We start from the raw sequence: 15,351 nt of genomic DNA on the forward strand, positions 1-15,351 counted from the left end.
GGCGTTAGATCTCCTGCGGGTTCATGATGGAGCCGTTCGCGTTATCCCAAGGCTGGGCATCGCGATGCGGCTTGATAACGAGACGCGGCTGAGTGACGGATGGATCGGGCAGAGGCGCGACGGCATCCAGTTCACCGTAGGTTTCGCGGAGTTTGTCGATCGGACCCCAATCGAGCGCGCGCGACGGGCAAGCCTCCACACATGCCGGATCTTGACCTTGACTGCGGTAGTCGTAGCACAGATCGCACTTGCTCATGTGGCCAGTTTCCGCATTGAACTGAGGAGCGGAATACGGGCAGGCCCATTCGCAGTACCGGCAGCCCACGCACTTAGAGGAATCGACGTAGACGGTGCCGTCATCGCGTCGAGACATTGCCGTCGTCGGGCAAACCTCCATACACACCGCATTTTCACAGTGATTACAGGAAATTGAGGTGTAGTAGGAGAAGATCGACGGTGTGACGGTATGGCCGGAACGCTGCCAGGTTCCGCCAGCGTATTCCACGACGCGACGCCAGGTGACGCCGACGGGCAGGTCGTGCTTATCCTTGCACGCAATTTGGCAGGCCTTGCAGCCGGTGCATACGGACTGATCGAAGAAGAAGCCGTAGTTGGCATCTGCTTCAGTTGCGGCTGTTCCCTTTGCGACGACCTTGTTCTCGGGATTGGTGATTAAGCTGTCGCCTTTTGCGGCAGCGACAATATCAATGCTCATGTTTCTTCTCCCTTAGGCTTTCGCAACGTCGGCAAGGATCGTGTGGCTGACTAGGCCTCGCGCGAGTGGCGAGGGATGTAAGGAGGTCAGGGTGTTAACCGAACCGGAGGTATCTACCGGCTTTTCTGGATTAGCTCCAGCGGGCAGTTCAAACTCGCTCGCCTTTTCTGGCTTGTACCAAGCTCCCTGCGGGATTGACATGACCCCAGGGATAATGCGTGGCGTCACCTGGGCGCGCAGCTTGACCGTGCCTCGCTCGTTGAATACAAAGACGTCATCGCCGTTAGAGATACCTCGCTCGGCTGCGTCAATTGGGTTGATCCAGCAGGTTTGGGTGTGGGCTTCCTTGAGCCAATCGACGTTTCCATACGAGGAATGTGTGCGAGCTTTGAAGTGATGCCCGATGACCTGCAAGGGGTACTTCTTGTTCTCGCGGGCTTCAATGGCGCCTTCCCAGGTATCGACGTGCGCTGGAATCGGCTGGATCTCTTCGCCGCGTAAGCGTGGACGGAACGTGCCGTACTCCCACTTTTGCGCCATATTGGCCAGGCGCTGCGAGTAGACCTCGATCTTGCCTGATGGCGTGCTTAACGGATGCGCCTCAGGATCCTTGCGGAAATCCTCCAGCGGGATAACTGATCCCTTGTTGCGCCGGTAAATTCCCATCTTGACCCATTCGTCATAGGTGGGGAGCTGAGGATCTGCCTCACGGGAGGCGTCAATGGTGGCGCGCAGCCAATCTTCACGGCTCTTGCCACCTGTGAAAGCGTCTTTGATTCCGAGCTTGTCGGATAGCTCGGTGCAAATATCAAAGATGGACTTCGTCTCGTACATTGGCTCAATCGCTTGGCTGGACATAATTCCATACGCCATGGGGCCGCCGTTTTCACCGCCGTGGAAATCGAATTCTTCGGAGGTGGAGGTACCTGGCAGTACGTAATCGGAATAGCGGGCCGAGACGGTGTACATAATGTCGCAGGTGACGATCAGTTCGGCCTTGGTTTCGTCGCGCAGAATATCTACCGAGGAATTGTTATCGCCGGTCTGGTTGACGAGGGAGTTAGAGCCGTACTGGAAAATTGCCTTGAGTGGGACTTCGAGGCTGGTGTTTTCCGGATTGCCGTTGGCGTCCACCGGGACTTTCAATGCTCGGCTGCCACCTTCGGGCTTGACACCAACGCCAGCGTTAAAGGTGTTCATCTGCGGCCCGTGGTCGATAGCGTCAAGCCAAGAGAAACAGGAGATGATCTTGTTGGAGGCATTCTTAATTTCGGAGGCGAAGGGACGCTTAATACCGAGACCGGCAGCGGCTTCGCGCCCGCCCGTTCCACCGCCAGAAATACCAATGTTTCCGGTGACGCAGGCGAGGAGGAAAATTGCGCGCGAGGTGTTCTCGCCGTTTGCTTGCCGTTGCACGCCCCAGCCTTGCGTGATTGCACAGGGCTTAGCGGTGGCGATTTCGCGGGCAAGCTGGCGGATACGTGTAGCGGGAACGCCACAAATATCTGCTGCCCATTCGGGGGTCTTGGCAATGCCGTCTGGGCCTTTGCCTTCCAGATATGCGCGATAGGAGGAATTCGGGGCAGCGCCTTGGGGCAAGGTTGCCTCGTCGAATCCGACGCAGTAGCGATCCAAGAAAGCCTGATCGTGGAGGTTTTCTTGGAGCATTGTGTAGATCATGCCGGCAATAAATGCGGCGTCTGTGCCGGGGCGAACCGGAACCCATTCATCGGCAAGACCAACATGCGTTTCGGTGTAGCGCGGATCAACGACGATAGTGCGCACATTATGTTCGGCTTTCGTCTTTTGGGTGACGAAGGTGTGCCCGCCGCCAGACATACGAGTTTCAAGCGGGTTGTTCCCGAACATGACCTGCATTTTGGCGTTTTTCACGTCATCGAATGAATTACTGGATACCCATTCGCCATAGAAGTATGGGTAGGCCTGAGTGATGGCCGTCGTTGAGTAGTCGGAATAGTGATCGAGATACCCGCCGAATGCGTTGAGGAGTCGTGCCATCGGGGTGGATTCGGGTGGCCAGGAACAGGCCATGATTGAACCGAGTACGCCGGTGCCGTACTGAATGTAGAAAGCTTCGTTGCCGAATCGGGATTTAATATCCTTCATCTTCTCGGCAATTTCCGTCAGTGCCTGCTCCCAGGAGATTTCTTCCCACTGTTCGTCGCCGCGCTGGGTTCCCGGCTTGCGCTTCATTGGTTTCTTCAGGCGATCGGGGTTGTATATGCGATGACGGATAGAGCGACCGCGCACGCAGGCGCGCACTTGCTGGTTGCCAAGGGTGTTATCGCCGGTGTTATCTGGCAGGACGCGAACGACTGTGCCGTCTTTGACCTGGAGGCGAACTGGGCAGCGTGAGCCACAGTTGACGGTACATGCTGACCAGACTGTCCGTTCGGCATCTGCAAGGCCCTCAACCGGATCGGCGGCAGCGGTGCTAGCTGGCATACCGACGTGCTGTGCGGTTGAGGCCAGACCTGCGACACCAGCAGCGACGGCAGACCACTTGAGGAAGGTCCGGCGCGATGGGCCAGATTGCGCGGTGGGCGCAGTTGGGCTGTTCGCGCTGTCCACTTCGGGACTAAGCGTTTGGGTCATCTTCTTTTACCTCTGTGTATGCATGGTGGCAAGCCACCCTGGCTCTGTGAATTTTTCGTTCACGTATTGGATATATGCACGTGCTAAGCGCATAGTTGTAGCTCCTAAAATACCGCGTCAACACAGGAAAACCCCCGTGAAAAGGAGGGGATATAGGTAAGACTTTGGTTGCGAAACTTATTTGCGGTAGACGGATTTTGCGCGAGTCCGAATAATGCAGAAATTTATCTGGTGTTCGCGACGCGCATGTACGGTGCGGGAGATTGATGTGCAAGAAATCGAGGAGTGGAAGCGGAATTGGCAGCGCAATTATCTGGCTGATTGTAGGGAGCGGGCAGGGCGAGGGCGCGCCTTCCATGTCACCACTGAGATGAATAAGTTGAGTGATGTTCGCTCAAGAAAGAATCACTATTCTTGACGTAAGTTTATGTATCTGCGTATGCTGTACTCGGAATTCAAGAAAACGTACCGTGTTCCGTCAGCAGCTCACCGGAGTTCTGGCAGCACGGAGATAGCAAGGAGTACAACATGGCACGCGCAGTTGGTATTGATTTAGGTACCACTAACTCGGTGGTAACTGTTTTGGAAGGTGGCGAGCCGACGGTTATCGCCAACGCAGAAGGGCAGCGAACCACCCCATCAGTCGTTGGGTTTTCTAAGAGCGGCGAAGTTCTGGTTGGTGAGATCGCCAAGCGTCAGGCCGTTACGAACGTGGAACGGACGATCTCCTCAGTTAAGCGTCACATGGGCGATCCGAACTGGAAGATTGAGATCGATGATAAGACGTACAACGCCCAGCAGATTTCAGCATTCATTTTGCAGAAGCTGAAGAAAGATGCCGAGGCATACCTTGGCGAAAAGGTAACGGAAGCGGTTATCACCGTTCCGGCGTATTTCAATGACGCACAGCGTCAGGCCACGAAGGATGCTGGTCAGATTGCTGGCTTGAAGGTGGATCGTATCGTCAACGAGCCGACGGCAGCAGCACTGGCCTATGGTCTGGAGAAAGGCAAGGAAGATGAACTGATCCTGGTCTTTGATCTGGGCGGCGGCACATTCGATGTCTCCCTCTTGGAAGTCGGCAAAGATGATGAAGATTTCTCCGTCATTCAGGTGCGGGCCACGTCGGGCGATAACAAACTAGGTGGCGATGATTGGGATCAGCGCATTGTTGATTGGCTCGTTACCCAAGTGAAGAACAACTACGGTATGGATCTGTCGAAAGATAAGATCGCCTTACAACGCCTCAAGGAAGCTGCCGAGCAGGCAAAGAAAGAGCTATCCTCGGCAACCTCAACGAATATCACGTTGCAGTACCTATCCATGTCAGAAAACGGTCCGATTCATTTGGATGAAACACTGACCCGCGCCAAGTTTGAAGAAATGACGCGCGATCTGCTGGAACGGACGAAAGCGCCATTCAAGAAGGTCATTGAGGACGCCAAGATCTCGGTATCGGAAATTGACCACGTCGTCATGGTCGGCGGTTCGACTCGTATGCCGGCAGTGACGGAAGTCGTCAAGGAACTCACTGGCGGGCGCGAGCCCAACAAGGGCGTCAACCCAGATGAGGTTGTTGCTGTGGGTGCGGCCTTGCAGGCCGGTGTGCTCACGGGTGATCGCTCAGACGTGTTGCTGATTGACGTCACGCCACTGTCGCTCGGTATTGAGACGAAGGGCGGCATGATGAGCACGATGATTCAGCGCAATACGGCAATCCCGTTCACTCATTCTGCACCGTTCTCGACCGCAGAGAACAACCAGCCGTCGGTACTGATCCAGGTCTACCAGGGTGAGCGCCCGATTGCCCGTGATAACAAGCTGTTGGGAACCTTTGAGCTATCCGGTATCGCACCTGCTCCGGCTGGTGTGCCGAAGATCGAGGTGACGTTCAATATCGACGTTAACGGCATTGTCCACGTCACTGCCCGTGATCTGGGAACGGGTCGCGAACAGTCTGTGACGATCACCGGCGGATCGGCGTTGTCGCAAGAAGAGATTCAGCGAATGATCAAGGAAGCTGAAGAGAACGCGGCTGAGGACGAGAAGCGCCGTGAAGCTGCCGAGGTGCGCAATACCGCCGAACAGCATGTCTACCAGATTGAAAAGCTCCTGGAAGATAACAAGGATAAGCTCTCAGATTCAGTAGCAGCCGATGTTAAGGAAGCAGCCGACGCGCTTCGCACAGCGTTGGAGGGTGAGGATATTGAGGCCATTAAGTCGGCCTTGGATGATCTGAACACGCGGGCGCAGAAGATTGGTGAAGCCCTCTATGCGCAAGCACAGGCCGAACAGGCTGGCGGGGCAGCGAGCGCAGAAGCCGGCAGCGCGAACGCACATGACGAAAATGTCGTCGATGCCGAAATCATTGATGAGGACGACGAGAAGTAAATAACTGGATGGGGGCGGCGGCTATCTGGTCGCCGCCCTTATTCTAGGAGGCGAGAAATGAATCATCCCGATAATGAAAATCGGTGCTGCCAAGGCTCTCCAGATTCACTGGATGACGCTAATGGAGTAACAGGCGATAGCTCGTCTGCAGCACAGCACGATAGCGCTCAGTTTGCCAGTTCCTGTTGTGCTTCCGCTGGAGAAAATGAGCCAGCGGGCGCGTGCTGTACGCAAGAGGAAAGCGATAGCCCTGCGCAGGATTCGTGTGCTGCACCGGAATCTGATGCCGCGGAAAATGAGGCTGACGGCGCATGCTCAGAAGAAGCAGAGCTGAGCGAATACGATCAGGCTTTGCTGAAAATTGCTGAGTTAGAAGAACTTGTTGCACGGCGCAATGCGGATCTATACAACCTGCAGCAGGAGTATTCCAAATATGTCAAACGCGCAAAGTCCGACGCGATAACCTACCGCGAACAGGGGATTGCAGCGGTGTTGGAATCGCTCCTATCGGTACTTGATGACGCTCACCTGGCTCGCGAGCATGGCGATCTTGACGGGCCGGCCGGCAAAATCGTGGAGAAGCTCGAAAATACCTTGGTGACCAACTACCAACTGGAACGCTTTGGCGAGCAAGGCGAGGAGTTTGATCCAGAGCTGCATGAAGCGCTCATGCATCAAACCAGCTCCGAGGTTCCATCTCAGCAAGTTGCTCAGCTCATTCAGCCGGGATATAAGCAGGGCGATAAGGTGCTGCGTCCGGCGCGAGTGGGTGTTGTTTCGCCGGAATAGTGTGCTAGCGATACGTGATGACCAAAGGATTAAGGAGGTGAGTGATGCCAGCTTCGCAGGATTGGTTAGCTAAAGATTTCTATGCCGCCCTTGGGGTGAAGAAAGACGCCACGGAAGCGGAGATTAAGAAGGCATACAACACCTACGCCCGCAAGTATCATCCAGACCGCAACCCTGGAGATCAGGAGGCGGAAAAGAAATTCAAAGCGGCGGCTGAGGCCTATCAGGTGCTGTCAAATGCTGAGGATCGTAAACAATACGACGCTCTGCGTTCGATGGCCGGTGGAGGTCCTCGTTTCTACGGTGGGCAAAGCGGCGGATTTGAAGATATTTTCAGCTCCTTTGCGCAAGGTGCGAACGGCAGTGCGCACTTCGGTGGCAGCGCTGGTGGCGGCGGCTTTGACGATATTCTCTCCTCGCTCTTTGGCGGTGGCGCCGCAGGTGCTCAGGGTGGTAATGGGTTCGGCGGTTTTGGCGGGTTTGGATCGCGCCGGCGCCCGGAGCGTGGTGCCGATGTGAGTGCCAATATCTCCATCCCATTACGAGAAGCAGTTGATGGAACGACGGTAACCGTCACGCATAATGGCCAAAAGGTGACGGCGAAAGTTCCACCAGGCATAACTGACGGGCAGAAGGTGCGGATCACTGGGAAAGGTCAGCCGGGGCGTAATGGCGGGCAAGCCGGCGATATTCTGGTGACGGTACACGTCGAGCCGCATCCGGTTTATGAAGTGAAAGGCAAAGACGTCTACGTCAATGTGCCGATTTCCTTCGATGAAGCTGCTTTAGGAGCAACTATTGAGGTGCCGACGATCACTGGCAAACATGTGAAAGTCAAAATTCCAGCCGGATCAAGCACGGATAAGTTGTTGCGGGTACGGCATAAGGGGATTGAGACGAAACGCTTATCCGCCGGCGATATGTACGTGCGTTTGAAGGTCGTTGTTCCGAAGCGGCTTACTGAGGAAGCACGTCAAGCCGTGGAGGCGTTCCGTGAGGCAGCCGCTGGTGTTGACCCGCGTCAGGAATTCACGGAGATGGCTAAACTGTAAGTTAGAGACGAGAGGTTTCCACGGCGGAGGGTACATAATCTGCCGTGGAAACGGGCAGTTTTGTGGGTGCTGCTGGTTGAAGGAGGGAACATGTCGAAAATATCGAGAAGCGCGCCGATCTTATCGGTATCCGTCGCGGCCGAGCTCGCTGGCATGCATGCCCAAACTGTTCGTCAATACGACCGCATGGGATTAGTCGTCGCTAAACGCACGCAAGGCGGTGGGCGGCGCTACTCCCTCAACGATGTCGATAAACTCATTGAGATTCAACGATTATCCCAGGACGAAGGGGTGAGCTTGGCAGGGATTGCCCATATTTTTACCCTGCAAAACAAGCTGGAAAAGGCGCAGCGGCAGCGAGCGGCATTGGAACGCGAAAACGCCGCATTGCGCGAGGCTGTCGTGGCGCTACGCGAAGAGCTCGCTCAGCATGAGCAGCGCTCCGATCGAGTATTTGCGGTTAATCCGTCCGGTGATGTGTTAGTGGTGGATCGCCGCAAGCATTTGCGTTCTCAGTTACGCACCCAGTCCTATTCGCATAGCACAGATATGACGGTGTGGCGCCCGGCGACGATAATTTCAGGCAATCTTCCCTAACGCTCCCTATTGGCGAGCTATTGCCGATATGCTAGATAGGATGGTTCCGCAGTGTAGCGGATTTTCCTAGGGCAGAAGGGAATACCTGTGAAGAACAGATGGAAAGCAGTAGGGATTCTCGCCGCGTCTACGTTAGCTATTCCTCTGGGCGTCTTGCCGGCACAGGCAGCGCCAGCCGGTGACTCCGTCGTCATCAATGAGGTATATGTGCGTGGATCGAATGGCGATCAGGCGTACCGCGATTTTGTTGAGCTGTACAACCCGACAGATAACCCGATTACGTTGGATGGAATGTCCTTGCAATATTTCTCCCGTGGCGGGAAAGTAGGCAATGGGGTTACTGCATTATCGGGAACGATTGCTGCAAAAGGCTACTTCTTAGTTTATGGTGCAGCTCCGAATACTGCGCCACCCACCGAGCTGAAAGTTGACGCATCGGGTGGGCTGAATCTCTCGGGTTCAGATGGCACGGTTGTTTTGGCCAAGGGTAAAGAGGCCCTGAATTTGCCGAATCCCTCGGATACTGCGCAAGCCGATACCGTGGTGGACGCATTCGGATACGGCACGGCAGGTATTACAGAAAAGGCAACCTTCCGGCAAGCAACTCGGGGTGCGCAGTCGTACCAGCGGGTCAGCGAGGGTGTTGATACGAACGACAACTCCGTGGATTTCCGGATTGCTGACGCGACTCCGATGAATTCAACCGGCTCGGCCCTGCCAGGAACCGATCCAAAGCCCGACCCGAATCCGAAGCCTGATCCGGATCCAAATCCAAAACCGGATCCAGACCCGAAGCCGGATCCGACACCGGAGGCGCAGGTTCTGTCTATTGCCACTATTCAGGGGCAGACGGATACTACCCCGTATGATGGCAAGGCTGTGACGACGGAAGGCATCGTGACGGCGGTCTACCGTACTGGCGGCTTTAACGGCATTTACCTGCAGACCCCTGGTACGGGAGGGACGCAAGATGGAGCCGCTTCGCACGGTATCTTCGTCTATTCTGGAAAAACTGGCATGGTCGATAAGGTCGCAATCGGCGACTATCTGCGTGTAACGGGCACGGCAGGTGAGCATTTTGGACTGACGCAGATCTCGGATCCGAAGTGGGAAAAGCTCACTCGCACGGAGGCAATTAAAGATCCCGTTCCGGTTAAGCTTGCGGAAATTCCTGCTGGTGATGCGGCTCGCGAAAAGCTAGAGGGCATGCTTGTTGAGGTGACCGGTCCATACACCGTGACGAATAACTATACGACGAATCGTTACGGTGCTTTTGACGTTATCCCTGGTCTAGAGCCAATGATCCAGCCGACAGAGAAAATGAATCCGGCTGACGGGGATTTGGCCGCAGTAGTCGCAGGCTATAAGGCGAAGTTGTTGACAATTGATGACGGATGCTCGCGCGATTACACGAATTTCAAGCAGGGGAACGACCTCGTTCCAGTTCCCTACCTCAATGTTGCTAATCCGGTTCGGGTTGGAGCACAAGTAGAGCTCAAGCGTCCGTTCGTCCTCGATTATCGTCATCAGTGGAATCTTCAGCCGACTGAGCCGATTAACGTTGCTGGTCCTGATGATCCGGCTGCCGTCGTGGATAACACCGATAAGTGGGTGAGCTTTGTGAATAACACGCGAGAGGCAGCACCGGGAATGCTTGGCGGGGATATTACGATCTCCTCGTTCAATGTCTTGAACTACTTCCCAACGACGGGCGTTGAGGTTGGATGTAAGTCGGGATATGCGGATCGTAAGGGTAATTTCATTACTACCCGAAACTGTGATCCGCGTGGCGCGTTCCGTGCTGAGGATCTAGAGCGGCAAGAGACGAAGATTGTTAAGGCAATTAATGCCTTAGATTCGACCATTTTCGGTTTGGAAGAGATCGAAAACTCTGCCACGTTAGGGAAAGATCGCGACTATGCCTTGAATAACTTGGTGGCGAAGCTCAACGCCGATGCGGGTTATGACAAGTGGGTTGCGGTACCTTCTCCGGCTAAAGTTCCGGCAAGTGAGGACGTCATTCGGTTGGCCTTCATCTATCAAAGTGCGAAGGTTATGCCGGTAGGAGAGTCCAGTATTCTCATTGGTAATGAATACTTCACAGGATATGCTCGCGAGCCACTGGCCCAGAAGTTCCAGGCGAAGGATGCTCAAGGAAAGGGCGTCGGACCGGAGTTTGTGGTGTCGGTAAACCACTTTAAGTCCAAGGGCTCCTTGGCGACGAAGTTCCCCGACGATGCCGATGAGTTCCAGGGGAACAACAATAAGCTGCGTACGGCTCAGTCGCAGGCGCTCGCGGCATGGTTGAAGCAGAGCTTTGGGGATGAACCGACGTTCATCCTTGGCGATTTGAACTCCTACTCGGCTGAAGATCCGGTTCGCGCCCTAGAGGCAGCGGGCTATGGCAATGTGGCTGAGAAGCTGACGAAGTACAGCTACCAGTACAGCGGTTATATGGGGTCTTTGGATCACGTCATGGCCAATAAGGCGGCGCAAGCATTAGTGGCGGGCGTGGACGTATGGAATGTCAACGCGGTCGAGCCGATTGCTTTCGAGTATTCGCGGTACAACTACAACGTGAAGGTCAATGAGCTCTTCGATCTCACGCCGTATCGTTCTTCGGATCATGATCCGATTAAGGTTGGTCTGAAGGTGCTGCCGACTCCACAGCCCACACCGGAGCCGACCCCGCAGCCAAAGCCTGAGCCGGTTCCAACGCCAACTCCGACGCCGGCACCTGCGCCAAGCCCGACGCCACATCATCCGGGTGTTATCGCTGTTGGTAATGCGCCGACGGCAAAGTTGCCTCATACAGGTATGGCCGCTGGTTCGTTGATTGCTACGGCTGGCGTGCTCATGCTGCTCGGTACGGCTGGGGTGTTGACCAGCGCGGCGACGAAGCGGCGCACGCGCTAGCGGGTGAATCGCTCACGCAGAGATACAGATCTGGGAGGGCGGCGGAGGATAATGCGCGGCGCGCTGTTGTGATCTGAGTTTCTCTCGCGTACATATTGTTATCTGCTGTGACGGCGGCTAGGAGTTCGCTCCTGGCCGCCGTTGCGCGTCAATGGGGACTGACTTGTAAAATCGCGGGTATGAGTGGTCGATATGCTCCGTCTCCGACGGGTGATTTACATCTAGGAAATCTGCGAACAGCGTGGTTGGCGTGGGCGTGTGCGCGCCGGTACGGTCTAGATTTTCAGGTGCGGATGGAGGATATTGATGAGCGCTCGCGTCCGGAGTTCTATGATCGCCAGTTAGCGGATCTGCATTCCTTAGGGATTGATTGGGATGGGCCGGTGATCTACCAGCGGCAGCGGGTTGAACGCTATAGCGAATTGGTGGCGCAGCTATGGGAGGCAGGGCATTTGTATGAATGTTATTGCACCCGCCGAGAGTTGGCTCAGGTGACGTCGGCTCCGCATGCGCCAGCGGGGGCGTATCCCGGAACCTGCCGTGATCTGAGCGAGGAGGAACGAGAGCGCGGGCGAGAGAAATGTCGGCAGTTGCGTCGAGAGCCATCTTTGCGTTTGCGTGCCGAGGTGAGCCATTGGACGGTATGCGATGTGCGCGCTGGAGAGTATTGCGGCGTGGTGGATGATTTTGTTGTGCGCCGTGGGGATGGCGCGTATTCGTATAATTTTGCCTCAGTGGTAGATGATGCCGAGTTTGGGGTGACGCAGATTGTGCGCGGGGATGATCTGTTGCCCTCTACTGCGCGTCAGGTTTATCTGCAGCAGGTGTTAGGGTATCCGACGCCGTCGTATATTCATGTGCCCTTGGTGCTCAATAGTGACGGGGTGCGTTTAGCGAAGCGGGATGGGGCGGTGACGTTGTCCCAGCTTGCTGAGTGTGGGTGGAGTGCCGAGCAGGTTCGGGAGCTAATTTTGGGATCTTTGGGGTTGCCGGTTGAGGTGCAGCCAGAGAATTTTGATCCGTGTCAGATCCCGGATGAGCCGTGGCGTGTGGATGTGGCGGCTTTGAGCAGTGGGCCGGCGCACTACTGAATTTTTGTGCCTGATGGGTCGGTTTTTCTGCTGGAAATAGGCAGCGTTTGCCGTGTGTGCACGTGGTAGATGTGAAGCGCGTGTTGCTGGTTGTGCAGTCTTTGGCTGGGTGGTGTGTGTGCGGCGCGTGACGTTTTGAATGGCTGATGAGAGAGGGACGGCCGGGTTTATACGGTTGTTTCGTTGGCTGGTACTTCGGCCGTGCTGGTGTTGCGGTATGGCTAGCTCGTGGTTTGTAGGGGCGTGTGCTGAATTCTTGGGACTTTGCCGAGAGCGGAAGTATATCTGGCTACTATCTTCCAGTGTGTCTTGTTAGGAATAGTTGAGTGGAGTATGCTCAATGTTAGAGCGTGAATGGGCGACGTGAAGTCGCATAAAACGCAGATGTCATAACGATGCTCACGGGCATTGGAGGGAAGAATGGATAAGCTTACAACCAAATCGCAGGAGGCGCTGGCAGAAGCGATTGAGATAGCAACTCGCGCCGGCAATCCGCATCTCGAACCCACACATTTATTGGTGGCTTTGCTCAACCAGCGCGGCGGAGTAGCGCAGGCGCTGTTGGAGTCTATCGGTGCGCGCAGTGCTCCTATTATTCAACGGGCTACCGCCCAATTGGCAACTTTCCCTGGCGCTTCTGGGGCTTCCGTCAGCCAGCCGCAGGCCTCTCGGAATATGTCGCTGGTGTTATCGGATGCGGGGAAAGAAGCCACAGCATTAGGGGATTCGTATATCTCAACGGAGCATTTGCTTCTCGCCCTGGCGGCAAGCCAACATTCCGCAGGAGATATTCTGCGGGAGGCGGGTGTTACTCGCGATCAGCTCATCGCTGCTTTGCCTCGCGTGCGCGGTTCTCGCACGGTCGATAATCCTGATCCAGAAGGAACGTTCCAGGCCTTAGAGAAATACGGAGCAGATCTGACGGCGGCTGCTCGTGAGGGCAAGTTGGATCCGGTGATTGGGCGTGATAGTGAGATTCGCCGCGTCGTTCAGGTGCTTTCGCGGCGCACGAAGAATAATCCGGTTTTGATTGGTGAACCAGGGGTCGGAAAGACTGCCGTAGTGGAGGGTCTGGCACAGCGCATTGTCGATGGTGATGTGCCGGAATCCTTGCAGGGCAAGCGTCTGATTTCGCTCGATATTTCAGCAATGCTGGCTGGCGCGAAATATCGGGGAGAATTTGAAGAGCGCCTGAAGGCAGTCTTGCAGGAAATCAAGGAATCTGACGGCGAAGTGGTCACTTTTATTGACGAGCTGCACACTGTCGTCGGTGCTGGGGCTGGAGCAGATTCAGCTATGGATGCCGGTAATATGCTCAAGCCGATGTTAGCGCGTGGCGAGCTGAGGCTTGTCGGGGCAACCACCCTTGATGAATATCGCGAGCATGTGGAAAAGGATCCGGCGCTTGAACGCCGTTTCCAGCAGGTGTACGTCGGTGAGCCCTCGGTTGATGATACGGTGGCAATTCTGCGTGGGATCGCGCCGAAGTACGAGGCTCATCACAAGGTGACGATCTCGGATGGTGCACTTGTGGCGGCGGCCAGTTTATCGGACCGCTATATTTCTGGGCGTCAGTTGCCAGATAAGGCGATTGATCTGATTGACGAGGCAGCCTCCCGTTTGCGCATGGAACTGGATTCTTCGCCGGAAGAGATTGACGCATTGCGCCGGCAAGTTGATCGTCTGACGATGGAGAAGTCCTATCTTGAAGATACTGAGGAAATGAATGCCGACGCAGGAGCGGCTGACCGCTTGGAGCGGATCGAAGCGGAACTGGCAGATAAATCCGAGGAACTTGCTGCATTAAATGCGCGTTGGGAAGCCGAAAAGTCGGATCGCAATAAGGTCGGAGATCTGCGGGTGCGCCTAGACGAATTGCGGATCGAGTTGGAGAAGTCGATCCGTGAGGGGCGGTACGATGACGCGGGTCGCCTGCAAAATGGGGATATTCCTCAGGTTCAGCGTCAGATTGAAGAAGCTGAGGCGGCAGAAGAGCGCATCACTGAGCCGATGATTGCGGAGCGGGTGGATGCTGACGGTATCGCGGAAGTCGTGGCAGCGTGGACGGGGATTCCAGTGGGGCGTTTGCTCCAAGGGGAGACGGAAAAGCTGTTGACGATGGAGGATCACATTGGCAAGCGGCTCATTGGTCAAACCCGTGCGGTTGCGTCGGTTTCTGACGCGGTACGGCGTTCGCGTGCGGGTGTTGCCGATCCGCATCGTCCTACTGGTTCGTTTATGTTCCTTGGGCCGACGGGCGTCGGTAAAACAGAACTGGCCAAATCTTTGGCGGATTTCTTGTTTGATGACGAGCGGGCAATCGTGCGTATCGATATGTCGGAGTATTCGGAGAAACATTCTGTTGCGCGTTTGATTGGGGCGCCTCCCGGATATGTGGGATATGAGGAAGGCGGTCAGCTCACTGAGGCGGTGCGGCGGCGCCCTTATGGCGTCGTGCTGTTAGACGAAGTGGAGAAGGCACATCCGGAAGTATTCGATATTCTCTTGCAGGTCCTCGATGATGGTCGGTTGACGGATGGGCAAGGGCGCACTGTCGATTTCCGCAATACGATTCTCATTTTGACCTCGAATATCGGATCGCAGTTCCTGACCGACGAGGCATTATCGGAGGAGGGGAAGAGTGAGGCGGTCATGGGTGCGGTGCGCATGCATTTCAAGCCGGAGTTCCTCAACCGTCTCGATGACATCATCGTCTTTAGCCCATTGACGATTGATGAGATTGGGCAGATTGTTGACCTCAACATTGAGCAGCTTGTGGCTCGTTTGGCTAGCCGCCGAATCTCCTTGGAGGTGACGCCTGCCGCGCGGTCATTCCTCGCATTGGATGGTTATGATCCGGCGTATGGGGCACGCCCATTGCGCCGCTTGATTCAGCGAGAAATCGGGGATCAGCTGGCGCGGATGCTATTGGCAGGGTCGGTTGCTGATGGTGATGTGGTGTGCGTCGATGCGCCGCAGTTGGATAGCTCAGTATTAGCGCAGGATGGCCAGGAGCACCACCTGCTCTTGCAGGTGGTAGGCTCGCGCGAAGCTGGAGCGCCTAGCAAGCATGAAGTGTAGCAGTGGGGGGGGGGGGGGGGGGGGGGTGCCCCCCCCCCCCCCCCCCCCCCCCCCCCCCCCCCCCCTCTCCCCCCGCTTTGTGTTTTTCCTGAGCCCCCCCCCC

9 protein-coding genes are annotated in these 15,351 nt (G+C 55.7%); 7 read left to right on the plus strand and 2 right to left on the minus strand.

Going from position 1 to position 15,351, the window contains the following annotated elements:
* Positions 1-4: 4 nt before the first annotated feature.
* The gene (locus tag ACLHIJ_RS07380; protein ID WP_411296994.1) at positions 5-715 is read right to left on the minus strand and encodes a DMSO/selenate family reductase complex B subunit; all 711 of its coding nucleotides are present in this window, start codon (positions 713-715) and stop codon (positions 5-7) included.
* Between the two features lie 12 nt (positions 716-727).
* Positions 728-3,331 (minus strand): DMSO/selenate family reductase complex A subunit, encoded by a 2,604-nt coding sequence (locus tag ACLHIJ_RS07385; RefSeq protein WP_411298839.1) that lies wholly within the window; start codon positions 3,329-3,331, stop codon positions 728-730.
* A 528-nt stretch (positions 3,332-3,859) separates the two neighbouring features.
* On the opposite strand from ACLHIJ_RS07385, the gene dnaK reads away from it, so the two are divergent.
* The 7 genes from dnaK (at position 3,860) to clpB (ending at position 15,248) form a co-directional block, all read left to right on the plus strand.
* Positions 3,860-5,722 carry a molecular chaperone DnaK gene (gene dnaK, locus ACLHIJ_RS07390; RefSeq protein ID WP_411296997.1) on the plus strand — a complete coding sequence of 621 codons (1,863 nt, stop codon included), beginning with the start codon at positions 3,860-3,862 and terminating at the stop codon, positions 5,720-5,722.
* Positions 5,723-5,779: 57 nt separating this feature from the next.
* Positions 5,780-6,511, plus strand: a complete 732-nt coding sequence (locus ACLHIJ_RS07395) for a nucleotide exchange factor GrpE (RefSeq protein WP_411298840.1) — start codon at positions 5,780-5,782, stop codon at positions 6,509-6,511.
* A 44-nt stretch (positions 6,512-6,555) separates the two neighbouring features.
* Positions 6,556-7,563, plus strand: a complete 1,008-nt coding sequence (locus ACLHIJ_RS07400; protein ID WP_411296999.1) for a DnaJ C-terminal domain-containing protein — start codon at positions 6,556-6,558, stop codon at positions 7,561-7,563.
* A gap of 90 nt (positions 7,564-7,653) precedes the next feature.
* Complete coding sequence (locus ACLHIJ_RS07405; RefSeq protein ID WP_411297000.1) at positions 7,654-8,160, plus strand: heat shock protein transcriptional repressor HspR; 507 nt, start codon at positions 7,654-7,656, stop codon at positions 8,158-8,160.
* 87 nt (positions 8,161-8,247) lie between these two features.
* Positions 8,248-11,076 (plus strand): ExeM/NucH family extracellular endonuclease, encoded by a 2,829-nt coding sequence (locus tag ACLHIJ_RS07410; RefSeq protein ID WP_411298841.1) that lies wholly within the window; start codon positions 8,248-8,250, stop codon positions 11,074-11,076.
* 179 nt (positions 11,077-11,255) lie between these two features.
* Positions 11,256-12,167 (plus strand): tRNA glutamyl-Q(34) synthetase GluQRS, encoded by a 912-nt coding sequence (gene gluQRS, locus ACLHIJ_RS07415; RefSeq protein ID WP_411298842.1) that lies wholly within the window; start codon positions 11,256-11,258, stop codon positions 12,165-12,167.
* A 420-nt stretch (positions 12,168-12,587) separates the two neighbouring features.
* Positions 12,588-15,248, plus strand: coding sequence for an ATP-dependent chaperone ClpB (gene clpB / locus ACLHIJ_RS07420; protein ID WP_411298843.1), 2,661 nt, complete (start codon positions 12,588-12,590; stop codon positions 15,246-15,248).
* Positions 15,249-15,351 lie beyond the last annotated feature (103 nt).

Source organism: Trueperella sp. LYQ141, from assembly GCF_046599555.1.
Classification (GTDB): Bacteria; Actinomycetota; Actinomycetes; order Actinomycetales; family Actinomycetaceae; genus Trueperella.

Excerpts from the sequence above, each read along its gene's own strand:
- ACLHIJ_RS07385 (WP_411298839.1), bottom strand. The coding sequence starts at position 3,331 with ATGACCCAAACGCTTAGTCCCGAAGTGGACAGCGCGAACAGCCCAACT.
- clpB (WP_411298843.1), top strand. The coding sequence starts at position 12,588 with ATGGATAAGCTTACAACCAAATCGCAGGAGGCGCTGGCAGAAGCGATT.
- ACLHIJ_RS07400 (WP_411296999.1), top strand. The coding sequence starts at position 6,556 with ATGCCAGCTTCGCAGGATTGGTTAGCTAAAGATTTCTATGCCGCCCTT.
- gluQRS (WP_411298842.1), top strand. The coding sequence starts at position 11,256 with ATGAGTGGTCGATATGCTCCGTCTCCGACGGGTGATTTACATCTAGGA.
- ACLHIJ_RS07380 (WP_411296994.1), bottom strand. The coding sequence starts at position 715 with ATGAGCATTGATATTGTCGCTGCCGCAAAAGGCGACAGCTTAATCACC.
- ACLHIJ_RS07395 (WP_411298840.1), top strand. The coding sequence starts at position 5,780 with ATGAATCATCCCGATAATGAAAATCGGTGCTGCCAAGGCTCTCCAGAT.
- dnaK (WP_411296997.1), top strand. The coding sequence starts at position 3,860 with ATGGCACGCGCAGTTGGTATTGATTTAGGTACCACTAACTCGGTGGTA.
- ACLHIJ_RS07405 (WP_411297000.1), top strand. The coding sequence starts at position 7,654 with ATGTCGAAAATATCGAGAAGCGCGCCGATCTTATCGGTATCCGTCGCG.